Here is a 22,645-nt window from a genome sequence, read left to right as displayed (position 1 = left end):
GTGTAATTGCACGTTTCACATGTAACCCTGGGCAAATAATTTCTACAAATCGTATCTGCGAATCCCGATAAATCGCTTGCCTGGGCGCAATTGCAAGCTTTATCAGTGGCTTCTAGCACCGATGGGCGGAGCACTTGGTACTGCCCCGCCTATGCCCACGCCATATTGAAGACAACAAAGGCAGCAGCCACCCAGACCAGCAGGGCGATGTGGGTCAGTTGCAGGCTCTGTTGCCGGATCCAATAGCCGAACCACAGCCCCCCGAGATGCATGGACAACAAGAACGCAGCGAAGGTGCTCAAGGCCAGGTTCAGCCAGGGCCGGGCGGTGACCAGGTCGCCCACGGCGAGCAGTTGCCAGCAGCCCGCCCAGCACGCGGCTGCCGCCACGGTCTGCAGCGCCAGCACCCACAGCAGCGCGAGTCGGTGAACGGCGGGCGAATCGATGGCCCGTGAAAGGAGTGGCGTGTCGATCGCGGGCTGCTGCTTCAGCGGCGCCATCGACATCGTTGCGCCGATGGCAGCTGTAGAGCCGCCAAGCGCGTGGCAGTTGTTGATGACGCTGATGGACAGCCAGATCGCCAGGCCCAAGGCATGGACCGCCAGGAACAGCTCCTGTGACATACCGGCCCCCATCACGAAATTCCTTGCCGACGGGTGATCCGGCGCGCCAGCAGTATGGCCACTGCGGGCGGCAGCGCGAAGGTGGCGAACAGCCACAGCGCGGCAGACTGTGCGCCCGCCGCGCCTCCTGGGCGGGTGAGCCCCGCTGCATTGGCCACAAGCCCTGCCATGGCCGCCCCGATCGCCATGCCATAGAGCTGCACCGTCGTGATGGCGGCCGACGCCGTGTCGGTTTCACCGGGCGGAGCGAGTGTCAGCAGGCGGGTGACCAGGTGCGGCCAGCCCATGCCCACGCCGGCGCCGACGCCTGCCAACGCCACACCGCAAAGCGCCATTCCTGCGCTCGCCGGCAGACCGGCGCCGGCAGGCACCAGCACCGCCAGGGCCAGCAGGGCAGCCGCGCACAGCATCGGTCCCGCGCGCAGCAGGCGCTCGGCGCGGGCTCCGGTACATCCCGAAGACACCAGCGAGCTCACACTCCAGCCGGCTGCCATGGCGGCGGTGAGGTAGCCCGCGGCCAGTGGCGTCAGGCCCTGCAGCACCTGCAGAAAGTAGGGCACGAAGATCTCGGTGGTGGTGCCGATAAGCAGCAAGGCGATGCTCGCATAGACCGCTCCCAAAGGTGAGCGCAGCCGCGTGGCGCCCGAAGGCAGCAAGCGCATGGATGCCCGGCGATCCCATGCAATCGCCGCGGCGCCCAACGCCAGCCCCGCTGCGACACCCGCCCCCTGCACCATCAGTGCCGACGAGAGGCCGCCCACGGCGACTACCATCACCGATGCCATCAGCAACACGACCTGGGCCAAAGGGATGCCCGCCTGCGCAGGGACGGCCGCGGCCTGGGTGCGTGCAGGACGCAGCTTCAGGGCGGCCAGCAGCGCCTGTAGCAGCGCCACGGGTAACAGGGTCCAGAACGCCCATCGCCAATGTCCTGCCTGCGCGAACAGGCCGCCCACGGCCGGCCCGCACAGGGTGGCCACGCCCCACATGCCGGACACCAGGGCCACCGCGCGCGGCCACAGCGCAGGCGCGAAAACGATCCGTATCAGCGCATAGCTCAACGCGGCCAGTGTGCCGCCTCCCAGGCCCTGCACGCTGCGCCCGGCCAGCATCCACGGCATGGACGGCGCACCGGCGCAGATGGCCGAGCCGAGCGCGAACACCGCCAACGCCGCCATGCAGGCGTCGCGGGGCCCCGCTACACCGAGCAGCCGAACCGACAGCACGGCCCCCAGGATGGAGGCCACCACAAAGAGCGTGGTGCTCCAGGCGTACCAGTCCAGCCCTCCGATGTCCCGGACCACCGACGGCAATACAGTGGTCACGATGTGCACGTTGACCGCATGCAGCGCCACGCCACCGGTGAGGGCCAGGGCGAGCCAGCCATTCGTGCCGGTGAACAAGTCGCTCCAGGTGGCCGTTGAAACAGAAGGAGAAAGGGAAGGGGACACAGGAGAGCTCATGGATTCACGGAGAGGGGAAAACGGGATGGCTTAAAATCCAAGTCATTCCTTGCATATTAAGTGGGTGCCATGCTTTATACAAGTAAAAACTTTGAAAATAAGGCAGATCTGCCGACGGCGGATCGCATCCTTTTTTTCATCAAGTCCAAGGGCGCCGCATCCACTGCCATGCTTGCGACGGCGATGGACCTGACGCCGGAAGCGGCCCGGCAGCAAGTCCAGAAACTGGTGGCGTCTGGATGGATCGAGGGGCGGCAGGAAGCGCTGCCTGGCGTGGGGCGCCCGCGCCAGAACTGGGTGCTGACCGAGGCCGGCAACGGCCGGTTCCCGGACACGCATGCGCAGTTGGCCGTACAGATGATCGGGTCGGTGCGCGCGTTGTTTGGCGAAGAAGGGATGGACCGTCTGATCGCGCAGCGCGAAGCCGAGGCGCGGGCCACGTATCTGCAGGTCTGCAAAGGCCGGACCCTGAAGGAGCGGCTTGAACAGCTCGCCACCGTTCGTACCGAAGAAGGCTACATGGCGCGTGTCGAACGTGACCGGAGCGGCTGGCTGTTGATCGAGGACCACTGCCCGATCTGCATCGCCGCGCGCACCTGCCAGGGTTTTTGCCGTTCGGAACTGCAGCTATTCCAGGAAGTCGCTGGTGCGGATGCCCGAGTCAGTCGTGAGCAACATCTGTTGGCGGGCGCGACGCGTTGCGTGTACCGCATCGTTGCCATCAATCGCCAGTCATCCTAGCCATCGGGTTGCACTACGGGCCCGTGCCAAGTGTCATGCGCCACGCAGGAAAGCAGGCAGATGTGTTTTTTATGGCAAGCCTTGGAAGCAACAAACCCGCATCTGCCGAATGCAGCCAAGCTTTCACGCGAGCCGACAAAGCGTCGGTCCGGATTCCATAGCGGTCATGCCGTGCGGGTAAGGCACCCGCGTCGAGATACACGTTCAGCAGGCTCACCAGTGGAACCGCGTGGGCTGTACGCCCTTCCGCAATGGGGGCTGGTCACAGCCTCACCCAGGCCCCCGACCACCGAGCGGTTCTCAACCACCACCAAGCTCGGCTTGCGCAGACACTGTCATTTGCGCACAGCTGGGGCTGGACTGGATACGCTTGAGGTTGCTGCAGAGCGTAGACGGTTTGCTACCTGTTCTTGCCTTTGATGTCTCGACACATAGACCCCCCGCCGCAGTGATTTTGGGGAATTTCGTACTTATCGATGCGAACGCATCGCTTGCGCAGCGCGGCCAGGCAACAGCCAGTTCTTTGCCCGAGCCGGAGGCGGCAGGCGCAGGCAGGCAGCCAGGTCGCTTGCAAGCTTTCTGTGCGAGGAGGATAATTCGCTCTTATGAAAATTCTCACCAACGTGATCAAGGCATCGTTCGCCCCCTAGTTGCGCCCCTCGATCGCGTGTCGGAGGGCTGTGCGCCTTCCGGTCCATAAAACCCCGGCAGGCTCCACCTCCGGGGTTTTTTGTTTTTTCAGACTTTCTCACCACCCAACCTATGCGTACCTACGACAAGTTGATTGCCACGATTCCCGGCCGCCGGAGCTTGAGTTCCGTGCGCCCGGGCTTCGGCGACAGCACAACACCCATTCAACGCTAGCCTGAAGGCGAATCCATCTCGCCTGGGCTGGCAGATAGCCAACCAGGCGGCAGCTGCTCGCAGAGCCGGGCGCAGCCGCAAGAGATTGAAAGATTCGCCATGAGAAATTCACGCAACACCAGCAATGCCCATCTGCGCAACCTCGGTGTCATCGCCCACGTCGACGCGGGCAAGACCACGACCACCGAACGCATCCTGTTCTACACGGGCGAAAGCCATCGTATCGGCGAAGTGCACGACGGCACGGCGCACATGGACTTCGATCCGCAGGAGCAACAGCGCGGCATCACCATCAACAGCGCGGCCGTCACCGTGCACTGGAAGGGCACGCAGCTCAACCTGATCGACACGCCCGGCCACATCGATTTCAACATCGAGGTGAACCGCTCGCTGCGCGTGCTCGACGGCGCGGTCGTCGTGTTCGACGGCGTGGCCGGTGTGGAGCCGCAGACCGAGACCAACTGGCGACTGGCCGACAAGTACCACGTGCCGCGCATCGCCTTCATCAACAAGCTCGACCGCGTGGGCGCCGACTTCCACCGCGTGGTGGCCATGATGGAAGAGCGCCTGGGCGTGCGCGTGGTGCCGCTGCAGATCCCCATCGGTGCGGAAGGCGACTTCCGCGGCGTGGTGGACTTGCTGAGCCTGCGCGCCCGCATCTGGGACAAGGACGACGCGAGTGCGCCCTACCGCGAAGCCGACGTGCCCGCCGAGCTGCTCGAGCAAGCCGTGCGCGCACGCGCCCGCCTGGTAGAGGCCGCCGTGGAGCAGGACGAAGCCGCGCTGCAGGCCTACGTGAACGGCGAAGAGGTCGCTGTGGACGTGCTGCATGCCGCCCTCCGCAAGGGCGTGCTGGCAGGCACCTTCGTGCCCGCGCTGGCCGGCTCGGCCTTCAAGAACCGCGGCGTGGAGCCTTTGCTCGACGCCGTGGTGGACTACTTGCCCTCGCCGGACGACATCGTGCGCGAAGGCGGCGAGACCGCTGCGGACCCGTTCAAGGCCCTGGCGTTCAAGGTCGTCACCGACGACCACGGCGCCAAGGTGTTCGTGCGCGTGTACAGCGGCCGTCTGGGCCGGGGCGACGTGGTGCTCAACACCAGCACGGGCAAGACCGAGCGCGTGTCGCGCCTGTACGAAGTGCATGCCGACAAGCACATCGAGCGCGACGAGCTGGTGGCGGGCGACATCGCCGCCGTCGTGGGCCTCAAGGACACGCTGACGGGGCACACGCTGAGCGACCCGGCCCACCCCGTGGTGCTGGAGCAGATCAGCGTGCCCGAGCCGGTGATCCACGTGGCCATCGAGCCCAAGGCGAGCGCGGACCAGCCAGGCCTGTCCAAGGCCCTGCAGTCCCTGCTGCGCGAAGACCCGAGCCTGCGCCTGCAGCACGATGCCGAATCCGGCCAGACCATTCTGTCCGGCATGGGCGAGCTGCAGCTCGAGGTCTCGATCGAGAAGCTGCGCGCACGCCACGGCGTCAACGTGTCGGTCGGCCGTCCCCAGGTGGCCTACCGTGAAACCATTTCGAAGAGTGTGGAGGTACACCATGTGCACAAGAAGCAATCGGGCGGCCCCGGCCAGTTCGCCGAGGTGAGGTTGCTGCTCGAACCCCTGCCAAGGGGCGAAGGCATCCGCTTTGAAAGCCGCATCGTCGGCGGCGCCGTGCCGCGCGAGTTCATCCCCGCGGTGGAGGCCGGCATCCGCCGCGCCGCCCTCACGGGCGTGGTGGCGGGCTTCCCTGCCGTGGACTTCGCGGCCACGCTGGTGGACGGCAGCTTCCACGAGCGTGACTCGTCCACGCTGGCCTTCGAGCTGGCGGCCATGGCCGCCTTCCGCGAAGCCTTTGCCAAGGCCGGGCCCCAGGTGCTCGAACCCGTGATGGCCGTCGAGGTCATCACGCCCGCCGAGTACCTGGGCGACAGCATTGGCGACCTGAACCGCCGCCGCGGCATCGTGCGCGGCCAGGGCCAGCGCGGCAACGCCGCCACGGTCGAGGCCGAGGTACCGCTGAAAGAGATGTTCGGCTACATCGGCAGCCTGCGCGCCTTGTCTTCGGGCCGCGCGCAGTACTCGATGCAGCTGGACCACTATGGGGTGGTGCCTGCGGGGGAGATGGCTGCGTTGGTGCCGTGAATTGAATCAGCGCGATAGGCCGGAATCGATGGCCTGGCAGCGCAAGACGGGAGGGGCGTGGACGGATGTCTGCGCCCCTTTTTTTGTCTGCGATGGGAGCGTAGATGGGTCAGGCGGATTCCGGGACACAAAGTTCTGGTCGTTGGCAACCACGATCTCGCCAGGAAGGGTGAGTGCCTGTACCTGGCAGAGAAATCACTGGATGGACAGCGCCTACTGCTTGACACTGTGGTGCCTTTCCTGCCTGGCAGGATGCGCTGGGACAGAGCATCTTCGTGAACCACTATCCAGCAACCGTGGAGCATAGCCTCGGTCGCCAAGTGAACTATCACAGGCGTCTGCATCGGGATGTGCAGGCTGCCACCGAAACCACGCCCTTTGTGAACGTGGGCTGGGGTGTTGCGCCGAGACTAGTCTGCCTTTGGATCAACCATCTGAGACCATCGCACGGCGCCGCCACTACAGCGATAGCTGCCGGGGCTTCAGGACGTCGCAGACCCCCCGCATTGCTGCGAGCGTGCCGCTCCCAAGAAACCTCTTGTTACCGTCAAACAAAGTCCGTTGCATAGACTGCCTCGGCCTGGTTGGGTGCGTTGTGCGGCCAACGAAAGGCGTTACCACCTTTTGGGAGGAACCATGCTCAGAAAACTAATCGCTAGTGCCTGTATCGCCACACTGTGCTCGTTTGCTTCTGCAGGCGAAGCACCCGGGAATCTCGTCAGAGATCCGGTATTGGGTGACTTTGACGTTCGCTATCTCACCGGTCTGAACCAGAGCCACAACTATGGTACTTTCATGGCCGGGATCCCCATCAAGTTGCAGGCCCGCCTGACATGGCAAGGCCCCCACGGGGTACCCATTGCGACCGGGCAGCATGCCATCGTGGCCTTCACACAAATCGGCGCAAAGAACACCGCAATGAACGTACAAGGGCTGAACTTTTTCAGTCACGGGATTGGCGCCTTTGTCGGTCAGACTGGCTTGGCCATGGAGCTCTGGTTCCGCCATACCAATGCACAGCCCAACATCGACTTAGCTACCCAAGATGCCTTTGTTTGGTATCAAACCCATGGTCGTTGTGCGCAATCGGTGGCGGGAAGCATTCCGACACCAGGGCCGAACGGTGAGAACGGTGTCATGTGCCTTTCTCCAACCCCTGCGCCAGGCGGATACATCACGTCGTCGGCCTTTCAGCTGCGGTACGGCTACCACTACTGGGTCCGTACACAAATTTCGGCCAACACGTCTACGGGGCACGGAACGCTTGTCGCAGAACTGTTCGAGGACACGGCAACCCCAGGCTCGACGCCGGTCCTCAAACAAACTGGGTCGTTTGGGTTCCCCTTGTCAGGGGAGGGGTCTCCGTTCCCCTTGCAAGGCGCAGAACCCATTTACTCGACCGTGGCAAGGACGCCCGGGTCACCGAGTGAACCTGTGGTTGCCTACTATGCGTTTGATTTCTTTTAAGCACCTCGGACTGTTTAGTACGGACTAGGAGCCTTCGACGCGCCGGCCAGCGCAGTCGGCAAAACCTTCTGGCGCCCCAAGCTTCTGTCCGGAAACTTGGGGCTGCATTCGTTGCGCACGGCTCCCCCCCTTCGACACAACCTTGCACTCCCGGTAGCTTCGCACCATGGCACCTAGATTGCGCGCACGGCCGGGCCATCCCAACGAACACCCACTTCTACAGGTGCGCATGCACTTGCTCGTTCTAGCGGCAGCCCCCCATTGGACAGTCCGGCTTCGAACTGAGCAACAGTGCTCAATCGACCGAAGTCCTTGATGTCTCGGCTCAGTCTCCTTGTTCTGCCTGATCTGCATCTCGACCACCATACGGTGCCGCTGGTGGCCGCCGGCGGACGCCGCATTCACACGGGCGCAGATGTGGTCGTGCTCGCCGGCGACATTCATGAGGGCCTCAAAAGACTGCGTTGGCTGCGCTGGCGTTTGCGGGCCAGCCGGTGATTCCATGTGGAGCAATCACGAGTTCTATTCCCGGGGTAGACAAAAAAACCTCTACGATCTGCGCAACCCTGACCGCGCAGTTGGGTATCCACTTATGGAGCGCGAGAGTGTGGACCCCGGAGGATTTCGGTTTCTGGGCTGCAGTCCGTGGACGGACTTTGAGATCAATGCGGCGGACGCAATGCAGGAGTGCATGCGAGAGGCCCGCCAGCTGATGACGGACGACAAGAGGATCAAGTTCTTCAGAAGCTCCACCAAGCCTCACATCCATCTGCGCACTCTTCCTTTGTAAGCCTCGTACTCCGCCCCAAATAGAGCAGCTAACACGCGCTCTTCCGGGATGATTTGGAATCGGGTGATGTAAAGCACGAACACCAGAGCCCATAGGGCAGCAAGCGGATTTTCCAAAAACACTGCCCACGCCAAAAGGGTTAGCAAGAACCCAACGTACATGGGATTGCGCGTGTACCGGTAGACGCCTTGGACAACCAAAGAAGACGCCGAGCTTGCCTTGATCGGACTCACTGTGGTCTTGACGCGCCGAAACGCAAAGACGCCGGCAAAGCTGATGCTCATGCCAACGCACACCAAGACCACCGCAAAGAGCACACTGACCGGATGGGGCAACTGCAAGAGGCCTCCAGCGGATGGTGTCGTCATCCACATGAGAAGCGCCAGGACAAGCGCAACGACCGGGGGCGGAACCTTCAGTTCAAGCAATCTCATATCACCGTATCACTCCATGACGAGGTCGTGCCCGGCATGCACAGCCACACACTCACCGGATCGGCGGCAAGTGTTGCGGCTCGCTTCGTCGCCACGACCGTGTTTCTCGCAATAGCCCACAACAACCCAAAGAAGGGTAGTCGGCGTACTCAAATCACCATTGACTGCTGGGCAAAGATGCCCGCCATCGCGCCCTGCCATGTTGACTGGGTGACCGAGGGCAAGAAGGGCGTCGCGAGGTCGCCAGCTGCGTAGATGCCGGGCACGCTGGTTTGGCGGCGCTCATCAACCTTGAGGACGATGCCGGTGGGCGTATCGACCGTGGCGAGGCCCAGTGATGTATGCAGGCTTGCGGATGGCTTGTTGCGCGGCTGGGCAAACAGGATATCGACCGCGACGTTGCGGCCGGTATCGAGATTGACGGTGGCGATGTGGCCCTGCTGGTGGGCGATCTCGACGATTCGGCCATCGGCAACTGGGATGTTGCGGCGCGCCAGATCGGCCAGGACATCTTGCGCAATGTCATGGCCATCGGCAAAGACCGTCAGCTTGTCAGTCCAATCGCGGAACAGCCTGACGGACTGGTGCGACTGTGGGCCCGACCAGAGGACGCCCCAATGCTGGTCGGCGACTTCAAAGCCGTCGCAATAGGGGCAAGGCACGATGGACCTGCCCCAGCTTTCGGCGAAGCCTGGAACATTGGGCATCTGGTCGGCAACGCCATAGCTCAGGATCAGGCGACGTGCCCTGAGGCTTTCGTTGTCGTCAGTGACGACGCAGAAATCGTCGATGGCGCCAGACACGCTCTCGGCCCGGGCATTGACCAACCTGATCGCGGGATAACGCGCCAGCTGCTGCCGCGCCTCAGCCAGGATGTCCAGCGGTGGCTTGTGATCGTGGCCAAGCACGCCATGTGAGTGGTGGCCGAAGCGATTGCGCGGCCGACCAGTATCGAGAACAGTGACTTTGCGGCGGGCACGGCCGAGTTGCAGGGCGGCGGCGAGGCCAGCAAAGCTGCCGCCGATGATGATGACGTCATCCATGGTGATGGGCTCCATGTAGGCTGATTGATTATTGGACTTACAAGTACAGTAATGTAGGATTTATATAATGGACCGTCAAGTCCACTATATAAACCATGCCACCCTCCCCATCGCCCTCGCCCAAGTCCCAACGTGGCCGACCACGCGATCCTGAGCGCGTGCGGCGCATCCTGGAGGCGGCGCAAAAACACTTCAATGAGCATGGCCTTGAGCGTGCCAGCGTCGATGCCATCGCAGCGGATGCCGGGGTGTCCAAGATGACCGTGTACAACAACTTCGGCTCTAAGGAAGGGTTGTTCCAGGCGGTCGTGCGCGACAGGTCGGCGACGGTGGTGGCTGGGTTCCCGGGCGCCGGGTCACTGGACCCGGACCAGCCGGAGAAGGCGCTGCTGGTGATCGGCACCCGGTTTCTCGCGCTGGTGCGTGGGGATGCCCTGGGCGCGTTGCGCACTGTCTACGGCGTGGCGGGTGCTCAGCCGGAAGTCTGCCGCGCGTTGTACGAGGAAGGCCCGGAGCGTGTGAACGGTGAACTGGCTGCATACCTGCGCCGCGCCCACTCGGCGGGCACGCTGAAGGTGCGAAACCCAGTTCAGGCGGCAGACCTGTTCCTGTCGATGTTCATGGGCTCCGGGCACATTCGCGGACTGCTGAAGCTCGAGATGCCGGATACCCGGGAAAACAAGGCTCTTCTGCGCGAGGCCGTACGGGTCTTCATGGCGGCTTACAGATCGTAGTCAGCCGCCTCTTAGGAGCGCGCAAAACAACAAGCTCTAAATTTTCGAAGCCGCACTCGCAGCGGATGCACCTGGGGTATTGGCGAACAATCGATTGATCTGTCGCCGCTGCCAAGTCCCAACCTGAGACAGCTTGCCATCAGTATGAAATTCGCTATGGCGGATGCTGATCGTGCGACTTCATTGACTCGCAAAAGAGCGATCGCTCATTAGGAGCGCTATCCCGAGTGATACCTGCTGAGTGTTCTAGGCGACCGAAAATGATCGGGTGAGCGCTACTCATGGCCCAGGCGATATTGCGATCTACGTGAGAAAACACACAGACCCCATCAGTTCAAAGATTGAGAATTTTCTCAGCGCCAGGAAGTAGACAACGCACCAAGACAGGCCATGCGCGTGACGCGATGGACCTGCTTGTGGGAAGCGGGATGCTTTCGAAGCGCACATTCAATGAGGAACCATCATGAACACGACTTTTCGCATTCTTTCTATCTCTGCCATTGCGGTATTTTTTTCCTTCGGTGCTCAGGCTGACGAAGCAGACGCTTCTCAGCACGCACTGAAATTCGAGACCCAACGCACGCGCGCGGAAGTGGCTGCCGAAGCCGCTACTGCGGTCAAGACGCGCAGTGTGCATCCTGCGGGCTCGCAGGCTTTGGCATATCAATCAAAGGCTGATCGCACGACAGTCAGCGCTGCCGCCGCTGAGGCTCTGCGCAAGGGCCAGATTTCGTCCGGCGAACTTTGACGGGGCCACGAGAGGCGGGCTTTGGACCGCCTCTCAAAATCGTCGCTCGGGTGAGCCTGTACACCGTCAGTTCGATTCAAAGGTCCTGAAGTCGCAGCTCCAGTGCCGCTACATCGTTCAGCACGATTCTTTGGCGTGTAGAAGTGATGATCCCCAGCTTGCGCAACCGTGCTAGTTCCCGACTGACTTCTTCGCGTGAAGCAGCGATCCGTGTCGCCAACTCTGAGTGAAGTGGCGCTGGCGTGATGACGGCACGGTTGTCCGCAATGCCGGCTTGTCGCGCCATTTCCAGCAAGCAACTGTAGAGTCGTCCTGCAATGTTCAGAACGCCCAGCTCGACCAAGCGGCTCATCAATTGTTCTGCCGCGATCTGGAGCGATTCGCGCACCCGTCCAGCCAGAGGGACATTCTCCTGAACCAGCCGCATGAAATCGGCGCGTTGCAGGCAGGCCAGTAACGATGGCTCCAGGGCATGCGCCTGCAAGGAGGCGGCACTCGCCCCCAGCACGCCGATGACCCCGAAATGCCCGCCTTGGTCAAAATCCGCAATGAGTAGCTCGCGCCCATTCGGAGACAAGGCTGACACGCGCATCTTGCCTTGGCAGACGATAAAGAAGGTGTCTTGGGATCTGCCTGTCGCAATGTGCCCTGCGTGTAGTTGTTGCCAACTGCACTGGCGAGCTACCTCGGAGAGCTTCGATTCATCCATTCCGGCGAAGAGGCGGCACACCTTGAGCCTGCGTACTGCCACCTCCGACGGACTGTCCTTCACGAATAGCATGGCGGTCTCTTGGCTGCCGCGCAAACTCTGGCTTCGCGCGTGGAGCGATTCGGGCACGAACGTGACCGCGGGCGAAGCGACCGAATGCAAACTGCGCTAAGCATCGCGCTTCGGCAAGTCGAAGACCAGGCATGTCGTGGTGGCGTGGGCATACAGCTTGCCATGCTCATCCTCAACGCGGGCCTCGGCAGTCGCGAGCCGATCACCGCCATGAATCAGTCTGCCCGTGGCCCGCAGCGGGCCGGTTTTGTGGGACGCAGACCGCACGATCTTGATGCTGAGTTCGGCCGTGGTGTAGGACCGCCCCGCAGGCAGCGCAGACTGAATCGCACAGCCCAGTGCAGAGTCCAGGAGCGACGCAAACCAGCCCCCGTGCACGCCGCCCAGCGGGTTGTAGTGGGCCAGCAGCGGGATGCCCTGGAAAACGGCACGGCCATCGCCCACCTCCAGCAATGCGAGGTTCATGGTGTCGTTCATGGGCGGGTAGGGCAGCTCGCCAGACACCATGGCTTCGAGGATCTGGCGGCCGCTCTTTCCTGCGATCTGCTCTGCGCGGGCCAAGCCCGGCAAGCCACCGCCATCGCGCATGCGGTGTAAGGCGTCTGACTGCTGCGTGGCCCAGTCTGTGGGGTTGTTTTCTTCCATCACATGCTCTCCAGTGGAGTCAAAAGGCAGTGCACTTGCCGCAGGCCATAGTGGGCTTGCCGCCAGCGGCTGCGCAGAGGATCGTTGCCAGCCGTTACGCCAGCCCGAACGATTTGCGCAGGCCCTTGCCAACCGGGCCTGCGGGCATGAAACGGCGCAGTTTGGCCAGCAGCGATGCCTCGCCCTTGGGCGTGTGGCGCATCTTCCAGGCCCCGAGTGCGGCACGGACGATGGTGTCGGCCACGCCCTGGGGTGGGGGCGCCTTCTGCACATTGCCCTGGATCGCCTTCGAAACGATCTCCAGCTCCTGGCTGTAGTCAGCGATCCGGGCCACCGTTTGGGGCGCATTCAGATCCAGGTTGGTCTTGGTGAAGGAGGGCTCAACCAGCGAGACGCGAATGCCGAACTGGCGCACCTCGTGGTCCAGCGTCTCGGCCAGCCCTTCAACCGCATGCTTGGACGCCGAATAGAGCGCCATGTAGGGCGCGGGCAGAAAGCCGAGCACCGAACTCACATTGACGATGCGGCCGGAGCGCTGCGCGCGCATGTGGGGCAATACCGCCTTGGTCATGCGCAAGACGCCAAAGAGGTTGGTGTCAAACAGCGTCTGAGCCTCCTCCACAGAGGTTTCTTCGGCCGCACCCAGCAGGGTCACGCCCGCACTGTTGATCAGCACGTCGATGCTCTGGGCTTGCGCCACGATGGACTGGATGCCGCGCTCCACCGACACTTCGTCGCGGATGTCCATCTCAACGAGGGTTACGTTGGGAATGGCGTGTGCTTTGGCGGTGTTGCGCACGGTGCCAAAGACCCGGCAGCCCTGCTGGGCAAACTGTATGGCCGCAGCACGACCGATGCCCGAGGACACGCCGGTGACAACGACAACTTTGGATTTCGACATGGCAGTTCCTTTGGGTAAGAGGGATGTGCAGTGGGGGAATCAGGCGGATGCATGAGATGCGGCGGAAGCACGAGTGGGCCGGATACCGAACCAGATCGAATACATCGCAGGCAGGAAAACGAGCGTGAGCACGGTGCCGGCCAGCGTGCCGCCGATCAAGGTGTAGGCCAGCGTTCCCCAGAACACGGAGTGCGTGAGCGGGATGAACGCCAGGATCGCGGCCAGGGCGGTGAGGATCACTGGGCGGGCACGTTGTACCGTGGCTTCGACCACGGCGCGGAAGGGGTCCAGCCCGGCCTCCTCGTTCTCGCGGATCTGCCCGATCAGGATCAGCGTGTTGCGCATCAAGATGCCCGACAGCGCAATCAAACCCACCAGCGCATTGATACCGAAAGGCTGCTGGAACAGGAGCAGCGTGGGCACCACGCCGATCAGGCCCAGTGGGCTGGTCAGGAAGACCATGACCATCCCGGAAATGGAGCGGACCTGCAGGATGATGATGAGCAGGGTCGCCGCCAGCATGATGGGGAAGATCGGCAGCATGGCGACGGTGGCCTTGCCCGCTTCTTCAATGGAGCCAGCTTCGACGATACGGTAGCCGCCCGGCAACTTGTCCATGATGGGCTGGAGCTGCTGGGTGATGGCGGTGGACACGTCCGGCGGCTGCAGACCTTCGGCAATGTCGCCGCGCACCGTGATCGTCGGCGTGCGGTCGCGCCGGCGCAGGATGGGGTCTTCCATGCGCACATCGACCTTGCCCACCTGCGACAGCGGGATGCGCTGCCCGCCCGATCCCACCAGCGACAGGCCCGAAATTTTCGCGGGGTCCAGGCGGACATCGCCAGCGGCCCGGCCCACGACCTGCACCGAGCGGATGTCTTCGCGCACCTCTGTCAGCGGTGCGCCGCTCAGCAAGAACTGCAGCTGTTGGGCCACGGCGCTGGAGCTGAGCCCCACGGCCGTCAGGCGGTCCTGGTCGAGTGTGAAGTGCAGGGTCGGGACGCGCGGGCCCCAGTCCGTGTTGACGGTGCGCATCATCGGGCTGGCCTGCAACACAGCCTCAACCTCGGCAGCAATTGCGCGCAGCTTGTCGGGGTTGGGCCCCATGACCCGGTAAGCCACCGGGAAGGGCGAAGGCGGCCCGAACACGATTTGCGTGACGCGCACCTGTGCCTCCGGCGCCAGGCCATCGGCCACGGCATGGCGCAGCGTGAACTTGAGGGCCTCCCGCTCCTTGTCGTTGCCCGTGAGCACCACGATCTTGGCGAACGATGGGTCCGGCAGCTCGGGCGACATGGCCAGGAAGAAGCGCGGGGCGCCCTGGCCGATGTAGGCAGTCACCACCTTGGCCTCGTCCTGCTTCGCCAGCCAGGCCTCGACCTTGGCTGTGGCGGCGCTGGTTTGTTCGATGGACGTGCCATAGGGCATCTGCACCTCGACCAGCACTTCCGGCCGGTCGGATGTAGGGAAGAACTGCTTCTTGACCACGGCCATGCCCAACACCGACACCACAAAGAGAATGACGACGGAGGCCGCCACGATCCACTTGCGGGCAATGACACGGCCGAGCAGCTGGCGAAACCGGTTGTAGCGCGGCGTGTCGTAGATGGCGTCGTGCCCGCCCTCCACCTTTTTGAGGTTGGGCAGCAGCTTGACGCCCAGGTACGGCGTGAACACCACGGCCACCACCCACGATGCAATCAACGCAATGCCGACGATCCAGAACATGTTGCTGGTGTATTCGCCCGCGGTGGAGCGCGCAAAGCCATTGGGCATGAAGCCAATGGCCGTGACCAGCGTGCCCGAAAGCATGGGCGCTGCCGTATGGCTCCAGGCATAGGCCGAGGCGGCCACACGGTCGTAACCCTCTTCCATCTTCACCACCATCATTTCGATAGCGATGATGGCGTCATCCACCAGCAGGCCCAGGGCCAGAATGAGTGAGCCCAGCGTGATGCGGTCAAAGTTCTTGCCGGAAGCAGCCATGACCACGAACACCGCCGCCAGCGTCAGCGGCACAGCGGCTGCCACCACAATGCCCACACGCCAGCCCATGCTGACAAAGCAGACCAACATCACGACGAGTAAGGCGACAAAAAACTTGACCATGAACTCGTCCACCGCAGAGGCGATGTTGACAGCCTGGTCGGTCACCTTGGTCAGCGTCATGCCCATGGGCAGTTGAGAGTTGATGTGGGTGACCTCGGCCTCCAGCGCCTTGCCCAGATCGAGCCCGTTCCAGTCGTCACGCATCACCACGCCCAGCAGCAGCGCTGGCTCGCCACCATTGCGCACCAGGAAAGTAGCGGGGTCTTCGTAGCCGCGCTCGACGGTCGCCACATCCGACAATTTCAGCGTCCGCCCCTGCGCGACGATGGGGGTCTGCCGGATCTTCTCCAGCGTGTTGAGCGCACCGTCCACACGCAGGAAGACCTGCGGCCCCAGGGTTTCGATGGAGCCTGCAGGGGTCAACACGTTCTGGCTGTTGAGAGCAGCAAAAATGTCCTGCGGTGACACGCCCAGCGTGGCCAGCCGGTCGTGAGAGAACGAGACGAAGATCCGCTCGGACTGCTCCCCGATGATGTTGACCTTCTTGACGCCCGCCACGTGCAGCAGTTGCTGGCGCAGCACCTCGGCATCGCGCACCAGTTGCCTTTGGGGTTCACCCTTGGCCTTGAGGGCGAACAGCGCAAAGGTCACATCGGCATATTCGTCATTGACCATGGGGCCGATGACGCCCGCAGGCAGCCTTCGGGCCTCGTCGCTGATCTTCTTGCGGGCCTGGTAGAACTCTTCCTGCACCTGCGACGGCGGTGCGCTGTCGAGCAGCGACACCATGGTGAACGCCAAGCCGGGGCGGGTGAAGGTTTCCGAGCGGTCGTACCAGCGCAGTTCCTGCATGCGCTTTTCCAGGGGTTCCGCGACTTGGTCCTGCATCTCCTGCGCGGTGGCTCCAGGCCAGGCCGTGATGATCGTCATCTGCTTGATCGTGAAAGGCGGGTCTTCCGCGCGCCCGAGCTTGGCGAACGCCAGAATGCCCGCCGCAGAGATCAGGAAAATCAGGAACAGGGTGATGGCGCGCTCGCGCACGGCCAGCGCCGACAGGTTGAAACGGCCTTGGCTCACGGACGTGCTCCTTCGGTCACAGCGGCTGCAGCCGCCATATCGGCCAACCGGACCGAATCACCTTCACGCAGCAGGTGCGCACCCAGTGCAACGACGCGCTCCCCAGGCCTGATCTGGCCCGTCACATAGGCCCCCGCATCGTCCAGGCGCTGGACGGCCACCGGCTGCCAGGCCACTTTGGCTGGTTCACCGCGAATCACCCACACGCCCGGGCCTTTGCCAGCGTCGAACAAGGCGCCGATGGGCACTTGCAGGCCCGCTGCCACAGAGGTTTTGTCGTCTGCGATGCGCACCACCACCGTGGTGCCCAGGGGCGCGTTGGCCAAGTCGCCTTCCAGCACATAACGGGCCTCGAAGGTGCGCGTCACCCGGTCTGCCGCGCTGGACAGCTGCCGCAGCTTGGCCGGGACGGCGAGGCCCTCTTTGCCAAACAAGGTGGCTTGCGCCTGCGAACCCATGACGGGGCGCAAGGTCTCGGGCAACTGGATGAGCGCCTCGCGGCGGCCTGCGTGGGCAAGGCGGATCATGGGTTGCCCGGCACTCACCACCTGGCCGGGCTCGGCCAGCGTTTCCACGACAACGCCGTCGCCGTCGGCCACCAGCTCGGCATAGCGGCTGGCATTGCGGGAGACATCGGCCTGGGCTTCGGCGGCGCTGAGCTGCGCCTGGGCGGCGTCTGCCGCTGCCTTCGCCTGGTCGTAGGCCGTGGCAGAAATGGCACCAGTGCCGCGCAAATCGCGGTAGCGCGCTTCATCGTCCGCCGTTTGGCGTGCACGGGCGCGTGCAGCGGCCACGGCCTCTTGCTGCGCATGGGCGGCCAGCTTCAAGTCCACCGCATCGATGCGCATGAGCGGCTGGCCGCGTTTGACGGTCTGCCCCGCATCCACCAGCCGTTCCAGCACCTTGCCCGGGACGCGAAAGCCCAGGTCGCTCTGCACCCGCGCCGCTACGGTGCCCGTGAACGCCCGGGTGGAAGCAGCCGCCTCCTGGACAACGGCGGCGCGCACCAGCGGCGCCTGGGTGCGGGGGTCGGAAGAAGCCTTTTCGCCGCAAGCGACCAGCGCCAACGGCAAGGCAGAAACGAGAAACAGGGTGGCAAGGCGAGGCCGAAGCATGAAAGTCCCTTGTGCGAATGAATCGGGACTTTCATTTTGGTTCTTGTGACCAATTTAGTCAATAGTCACAAATCCAACTCGGATCAGGGCGACAGGCTGCGCAGAACCAAGCTGGACAACTGGGCGGGCGCGTCGTTGGCGTAGTCCAGGCTGTGTTGCAGGATCAGGGGATTGAGGTAGGGGCGCATCACCAGATGGATGGCGGCGGTGGTTTCGTCCAGCGGCGTCTTGCGCTCGAAGTCGCCGGTTTGCCGCCCTTCCTGCAAAACATCCCGCAGCAGCGCCTGCAGGCGCTCCTCATAAACGATGGTGGACTGCCAGCGCTCAGTCGCTGCCGAGGTGGCGATCTCGTAGAGCTTTCTGTCCTGAAAAAAGAGCCGCAAGCTCGACTCGACAATGGCTTTGAACATGCGCCGCAGCTTCTCGGGCGGCCGATCGGCTTGGGCCACGGCAGCCCGGACCTCGCTCTCGATATCGCTCAGGCAGTTGGTGCAAATCCTCTCGCCAATGGCCTGCTTGGACTCGAAGAACTTGTAGATGTAGGCCTTGGAAAAACCGATTTCCTTGGCCAGATCGGACACGGTGGTTTTTTCGTAGCCGTAACGGCTGAAGTGCTCGGTGGCGGCCGTCACGATCTGGTTTCGCACCTCGTGGTCCGCAGGGCCCCGGCCTGCGGCGGTGGGATGGCTGGTTTTGGTCATGGGTGCAGCTTACGAGAGTCTCGCTCACTAGACAACCAGTGACCATTTGGTATTATGGTCACAACTCAATGCCCTGACGATCGGAAAACACCATGCTGCCCAAACGCACCCTCGCCGCCCTTCTTGTGGCCAGCCTGTCCGCTGGCTGTGCCGTGGGGCCGGACTATGTCCGCCCCCGTGTCGCCCTGCCTGAACAGTTCCAGGAGCGCACTCTCCGAGAGCAACCGCTGGAGAAGGCGCCCCCAAATCTGGCCCACTGGTGGTCCAGCTTTGGCGACCCGCAACTGACGCAATTCGTGTCGCTGGCGCAGCAGCAGAACCTGGACCTGGCGCAAGCCGCTGCCCGTGTGGCCCAGGCGCGTGCGGGGCTGGGCGCTGCCGACGCCGCACTGCTGCCGTCTGCCGCCGTATCGGGCCAGGCAGCACGGGCCTACCAGTCCACGCAAACGCCTTTGGGGCAGGTCCTGAGTTCGATGCCGGGCTTTGACCGGTATGGCAGCGCCTACGAGGCCAACCTAGGCGCCAGTTGGGAGTTGGATGTGTTTGGCGGCCTGCGCCGGGGGCGGGAGGCGGCCACGGCCGAGTACCAGTCCTCGGAAGCGGGCGCGATGGCCACCCGGCTGGCCGTGGCGGCGCAGACGGCAGACATCTACATCACCGTGCGTGGCCTGCAGGCCCGCCGGGACGTGGCCCGCCAGCAGGTGCAGATCCAGCAAGATCTGCTGGCCAACATCCGGCTGCTGCACGGCAAAGGCCTCGCGGCAGAACTGCAGGTGCGGCAGGCGGAAGGTGCGCTCTCGCAGGCGCAAGCGGCCATCCCCGTGCTGGATGCGTCCCTGGACACAGCGATGAATGCCATGGATGTGATCCTGGGAACGCCTCCCGGCACCCACCGCGCAGAACTCATCGCACCAGGCAACATCCCCACCACGCCCCAAGGCATCGCGACGGGCTCGCCCAGCGACCTGCTCAGGCGCAGGCCAGACCTCATCGTTGCCGAGCGCCGCCTGGCGGCATCCAATGCGCGCATTGGCGCTGCCATCTCGGAGTACTACCCCAAGCTCTCCCCCAGCGGGCTGGTGGGGAGTGCAACCTCTGTCTCCAGCGGCAACCTGTTCTCGGGCGGCGCCAGCCAGGCCACGGGCGTGCTCGGGCTGCGGTGGCGCCTTTTCGACTTTGCCCGTATCAACGCGCAGATTGAACAAGCCAAGGGGCAAGAGGCAGAAATGCTGGCCGCCTACCGGCTGGCAGCCCTCAAGGCCACGGAGGACGTGGAGAACGCGCTGTCTTCCTTTGCCCGGCGGCAGGAGCAGGTGACGGTTTTGTCCAGCGGGGTCGATTCGCTGGGGCGCGCGCGCGCAGCATCGTTCTCTGCCTACCAAAAGGGTGTTGTCAGCTTTATCGAAGTCCTGCACGCCGACGAGACCTTGCTGCAGGCAACCGAGGCGCGCGTGCAGGCTCAGACGGAATCCGCTCGCTCGGCCGTGGCCATCTTCAAGGCAGTGGGGGGCGGATGGGACGCCAATCTATCTTCAGAAAAGGCTCTCACCTTCAATGTGCACCCCTATTCCAGCGTCAAAGTCCAGCCGTGAACAGCCGTTCGTAGCGCCTGTTGCGAACGGCTGCAAGCAGCGGCGGATTCAACCGGTCGCGGCTCGTCCACTTGCACTCACCTGCACTTCATTTCCGTCCGAACTGACAATTCAGAGGAAATGGGTAAGGCCGCCGCTGCGTCCCAGCTCTTGGGTTCGGAACGATAAGAGCGAATTCTCAGCAACTTCCCTATTGATCAGCCGGAAAAGTGAGCAAGCACTTACAAAACAATGCCCTTTCAACTGCTGACTAAGCCGCAATGCGAAGCCATCAAAGCACGGTACGCAACTCTAAATGGTGGGGCCAGATTCTTGAAAAATCCACTTGAAAAGCAAGAGCAGATGAAACCTCATCAGGAGTAAATTTATTCCTATAAATCAAATTGTTACGCAACTTTGCCGCACCTGAAAAATACAAAACTTAAGTGGAATCAACAGGCAGCGAGAAAGAATCCCACGGCGCGCGCAGAGGCCGACGCCCCGAACAACCGGAGGGGAACTCCGGGTTTAGCACTCACTCATAGAGAGTGCTAACATCATGGCTTAGAGGAAAGGATTCCCGGAATGAACATTCAATCTGGAACCGCGACGACGACTTTGGCGCCCGCCAACCCCTGGGCGCTGGTGCCCCCGCTGGGCAATCTGGATGCCTACATTTCCGCTGTCAACCGCCTGCCGCTGCTCACCCACGAAGAAGAGCAGACGTACGCACGCCAGCTCAAGGACCACAACGACCTGGACGCCGCCGGACGGCTGGTGATGTCGCACCTGCGCCTCGTGGTGTCGATTGCGCGCCAGTACCTGGGCTACGGCCTGCCGCATGGCGACCTGATCCAGGAAGGCAACGTCGGCCTGATGAAGGCCGTGAAGCGTTTCGACCCCGACCAGGGCGTGCGCCTCGTGAGCTATGCCATGCACTGGATCAAGGCCGAGATCCACGAATACATCCTAAAGAACTGGCGCATGGTCAAGGTCGCGACGACCAAGGCCCAGCGCAAGCTGTTCTTCAACCTGCGCTCGATGAAGCAGGGTTTCAAGGCCGATGCTTCCGCCGCGGATGCCGCGACGCACCGGGACACGCTGTCCGAGCAGGAAATCGACACCGTGGCCGCGCAGCTCAACGTGAAGCGTGAAGAAGTCATCGAGATGGAAACCCGCATGTCCGGTGGCGACGTGCTGCTCGACCCTGCACCTTCGGACGATGGCGAACAGGCGTTTGGCCCCATTGCATTCCTGGCCGATGCCTCGCATGAGCCCACTGCCATGATCGAGTCGCGCCAGCGCGATGCGCTCGCCACCGACGGCATCGCCACGGCGCTGGACAGCCTGGACGCGCGCAGCCGCCGCATCGTGGAAGAGCGCTGGCTCAAGGTCAACGACGACGGCACGGGCGGCATGACGCTGCATGAACTGGCCGCGGTCTATGGCGTGAGCGCCGAGCGCATCCGCCAGATCGAGGTGGCCGCCATGAAGAAGATGAAGAAGGCGCTGGCCGACTACGCCTGAATGCCCGCGGGGGCGCGTTAATATCCCGCTTGTGCAGAAGTTGCCTCGAGGGGCCCCAGTTCTGGGGCCCCTTGTCGTTATGGCCCCGAACTTTTTTTGGAGGAGACCCACCCCATGTCACGCCCCGTTTCCCGCCGCGCATCGCTGCTGATCGCCCTGGCCGCCGCATCCCCCTGGGCACTCGCCCAGAACACCGCCAGGCCTTCGGCCCCCGCCGCGGCCGCGCAGGCCTGGCCGAACAAGCCGCTGAAGATCATCGTGGGCTTTCCGGCCGGCACCTCGCCCGACCTCACCGCGCGCGCTTTCTCGGAACCCCTGTCCAAGGCCCTGGGCCAGCCGGTGATCGTGGAAAACAAAGTGGGGGCAGGCGGCAACATCGGCGCCGACGCGGTGGCCAAGGCGCGCGATGACCACACCATCGGCCTGATGATCAACGGCAACATGACCATCGCCAAGATGATCAACCCTGCCGTGCCCTACGATCCGCTCAAGGACCTGGCGCCGCTCAGCCTCATCGGCACGTCGCCCCTGGTGCTGACCGCGCCCGTCACGCAGCCGGGCGTACCCGCCAACAGCGACGCGCGCGATTTCTTCGTGGCGGCGCGCAACGGCGGCGACAAATGGAGCTATGGCACACCGGGCGTGGGCACCGTGGGCCACATCGGCACCGAGCTGCTGAAGTCGCGCAGCAATATCAACCCCGTGCACGTCCCGTATCCGGGCTATCCGCAAGTCGCCAATGCCATGCTGGGCGGCCAGCTGCAGATGGCGCTGCTGCCCCCGGCGCTCGCCCAGGCCCAGGTGCGCGCCGGCAAGCTGCGCGCCATCGGCGTCACCTCGGCGGGCCGCAGCCCGCTGGCACCCGACATCCCGAGCCTGTCGGAAGCCGGTATCCGGGGCTTCAACCTGGAAATCTGGAATGCGTTTGCCGCGCCGGCCACGATGCCCAAGCCACTGCAGGCCAAGCTGGCCGCCGTGATCAGCGAGATCGCCCGCAGCGAAGACATGCGGAACAAGCTCTTTCAGCAGGGATGGCAGGTGGCAGGCACCTCGCCCGAGGGGCTGGCCAACCGCATCAAGGCCGACACCAGCCTGCTGGGCGGCGTGATTGCGATGCGCGGGATCAAGGCGGAGTAGAGTCCCACAGGCCATCGGCGGGCGGCATACATTTTGTTGCAGCGCGCCATGAACCCGGGTAAGGTCCATGGATCCTGCCCGGGTTTTTTGTTCCGGGCCCT

The 22,645-nt window shown here is 63.4% G+C and carries 19 protein-coding genes; 9 read left to right on the top strand and 10 right to left on the bottom strand.

Features of this window, described 5'->3' with window-relative positions; genetic code table 11:
- Positions 1 to 149: 149 nt before the first annotated feature.
- Together AC1RCS_RS24010 and AC1RCS_RS24005 are read right to left on the bottom strand one after the other, a co-directional pair.
- The gene (locus AC1RCS_RS24010; RefSeq protein ID WP_492246371.1) at positions 150 to 635 is read right to left on the bottom strand and encodes a DUF2165 family protein; all 486 of its coding nucleotides are present in this window, start codon (positions 633 to 635) and stop codon (positions 150 to 152) included.
- Positions 635 to 2,086, bottom strand: a complete 1,452-nt coding sequence (locus AC1RCS_RS24005) for an MFS transporter (RefSeq protein ID WP_492246372.1) — start codon at positions 2,084 to 2,086, stop codon at positions 635 to 637. Before AC1RCS_RS24005 ends, AC1RCS_RS24010 begins: the two co-directional genes overlap by 1 nt.
- A gap of 69 nt (positions 2,087 to 2,155) precedes the next feature.
- On the opposite strand from AC1RCS_RS24005, the gene AC1RCS_RS24000 reads away from it, so the two are divergent.
- From AC1RCS_RS24000 to AC1RCS_RS23985, 4 genes are all read left to right on the top strand, one after another.
- A complete protein-coding gene (locus tag AC1RCS_RS24000) occupies positions 2,156 to 2,827 on the top strand; it encodes a helix-turn-helix transcriptional regulator (RefSeq protein WP_492246373.1) in 672 nt (223 codons plus the stop codon).
- Positions 2,828 to 3,790: 963 nt separating this feature from the next.
- Positions 3,791 to 5,824: an elongation factor G gene (gene fusA / locus AC1RCS_RS23995; protein WP_492246374.1), complete on the top strand. Its 2,034-nt coding sequence runs from the start codon at positions 3,791 to 3,793 to the stop codon at positions 5,822 to 5,824.
- Positions 5,825 to 6,460: 636 nt separating this feature from the next.
- Positions 6,461 to 7,291, top strand: a complete 831-nt coding sequence (locus AC1RCS_RS23990; protein WP_492246375.1) for a hypothetical protein — start codon at positions 6,461 to 6,463, stop codon at positions 7,289 to 7,291.
- 315 nt (positions 7,292 to 7,606) lie between these two features.
- On the top strand, positions 7,607 to 7,789 hold the full coding sequence (locus AC1RCS_RS23985) for a hypothetical protein (RefSeq protein WP_492246376.1): 183 nt from the start codon (positions 7,607 to 7,609) through the stop codon (positions 7,787 to 7,789).
- Between the two features lie 261 nt (positions 7,790 to 8,050).
- On the opposite strand, the gene AC1RCS_RS23980 is transcribed toward AC1RCS_RS23985, so the two are convergent.
- Both AC1RCS_RS23980 and AC1RCS_RS23975 read right to left on the bottom strand, forming a co-directional pair.
- The gene (locus AC1RCS_RS23980; RefSeq protein WP_492246377.1) at positions 8,051 to 8,515 is read right to left on the bottom strand and encodes a methyltransferase family protein; all 465 of its coding nucleotides are present in this window, start codon (positions 8,513 to 8,515) and stop codon (positions 8,051 to 8,053) included.
- Between the two features lie 149 nt (positions 8,516 to 8,664).
- Positions 8,665 to 9,558: an NAD(P)/FAD-dependent oxidoreductase gene (locus AC1RCS_RS23975; protein WP_492246378.1), complete on the bottom strand. Its 894-nt coding sequence runs from the start codon at positions 9,556 to 9,558 to the stop codon at positions 8,665 to 8,667.
- A 158-nt stretch (positions 9,559 to 9,716) separates the two neighbouring features.
- Between AC1RCS_RS23975 and AC1RCS_RS23970 the strand changes: the two genes are divergently transcribed.
- The gene (locus AC1RCS_RS23970; protein WP_492246379.1) at positions 9,717 to 10,292 is read left to right on the top strand and encodes a TetR/AcrR family transcriptional regulator; all 576 of its coding nucleotides are present in this window, start codon (positions 9,717 to 9,719) and stop codon (positions 10,290 to 10,292) included.
- 463 nt (positions 10,293 to 10,755) lie between these two features.
- On the top strand, positions 10,756 to 11,040 hold the full coding sequence (locus AC1RCS_RS23965; RefSeq protein ID WP_492246380.1) for a DUF4148 domain-containing protein: 285 nt from the start codon (positions 10,756 to 10,758) through the stop codon (positions 11,038 to 11,040).
- Between the two features lie 76 nt (positions 11,041 to 11,116).
- Here the strand turns inward: AC1RCS_RS23965 and AC1RCS_RS23960 are convergent, their stop codons facing one another.
- From AC1RCS_RS23960 to AC1RCS_RS23935, 6 genes are all read right to left on the bottom strand, one after another.
- Positions 11,117 to 11,821 carry a Crp/Fnr family transcriptional regulator gene (locus tag AC1RCS_RS23960; RefSeq protein WP_492246381.1) on the bottom strand — a complete coding sequence of 235 codons (705 nt, stop codon included), beginning with the start codon at positions 11,819 to 11,821 and terminating at the stop codon, positions 11,117 to 11,119.
- 96 nt (positions 11,822 to 11,917) lie between these two features.
- Complete coding sequence (locus tag AC1RCS_RS23955; RefSeq protein WP_492246382.1) at positions 11,918 to 12,466, bottom strand: PaaI family thioesterase; 549 nt, start codon at positions 12,464 to 12,466, stop codon at positions 11,918 to 11,920.
- Between the two features lie 94 nt (positions 12,467 to 12,560).
- Complete coding sequence (locus AC1RCS_RS23950; protein ID WP_492246383.1) at positions 12,561 to 13,367, bottom strand: oxidoreductase; 807 nt, start codon at positions 13,365 to 13,367, stop codon at positions 12,561 to 12,563.
- Between the two features lie 39 nt (positions 13,368 to 13,406).
- Positions 13,407 to 16,493 carry an efflux RND transporter permease subunit gene (locus tag AC1RCS_RS23945; RefSeq protein WP_492246384.1) on the bottom strand — a complete coding sequence of 1,029 codons (3,087 nt, stop codon included), beginning with the start codon at positions 16,491 to 16,493 and terminating at the stop codon, positions 13,407 to 13,409.
- Positions 16,490 to 17,608 carry an efflux RND transporter periplasmic adaptor subunit gene (locus tag AC1RCS_RS23940; RefSeq protein ID WP_492246385.1) on the bottom strand — a complete coding sequence of 373 codons (1,119 nt, stop codon included), beginning with the start codon at positions 17,606 to 17,608 and terminating at the stop codon, positions 16,490 to 16,492. Before AC1RCS_RS23940 ends, AC1RCS_RS23945 begins: the two co-directional genes overlap by 4 nt.
- Positions 17,609 to 17,691: 83 nt before the next feature.
- A complete protein-coding gene (locus AC1RCS_RS23935; RefSeq protein WP_492246386.1) occupies positions 17,692 to 18,309 on the bottom strand; it encodes a TetR/AcrR family transcriptional regulator in 618 nt (205 codons plus the stop codon).
- A gap of 92 nt (positions 18,310 to 18,401) precedes the next feature.
- Between AC1RCS_RS23935 and AC1RCS_RS23930 the strand changes: the two genes are divergently transcribed.
- The 3 genes from AC1RCS_RS23930 to AC1RCS_RS23920 all read left to right on the top strand — a co-directional run bounded on the left by AC1RCS_RS23930 (position 18,402) and on the right by AC1RCS_RS23920 (position 22,544).
- Positions 18,402 to 19,901, top strand: coding sequence for an efflux transporter outer membrane subunit (locus tag AC1RCS_RS23930; RefSeq protein WP_492246387.1), 1,500 nt, complete (start codon positions 18,402 to 18,404; stop codon positions 19,899 to 19,901).
- 564 nt (positions 19,902 to 20,465) lie between these two features.
- Entirely contained in the window at positions 20,466 to 21,407 is a 942-nt protein-coding gene (rpoH, locus tag AC1RCS_RS23925; RefSeq protein WP_369643190.1) for an RNA polymerase sigma factor RpoH, read from the top strand.
- Positions 21,408 to 21,521: 114 nt separating this feature from the next.
- A complete protein-coding gene (locus tag AC1RCS_RS23920) occupies positions 21,522 to 22,544 on the top strand; it encodes a Bug family tripartite tricarboxylate transporter substrate binding protein (RefSeq protein WP_218295937.1) in 1,023 nt (340 codons plus the stop codon).
- Positions 22,545 to 22,645: the final 101 nt, after the last annotated feature.

It is taken from the genome of Acidovorax sp. GW823-FHT01C06 (genome assembly GCF_058798375.1).
This window is presented reverse-complemented; position numbering and strand designations above follow the sequence as displayed.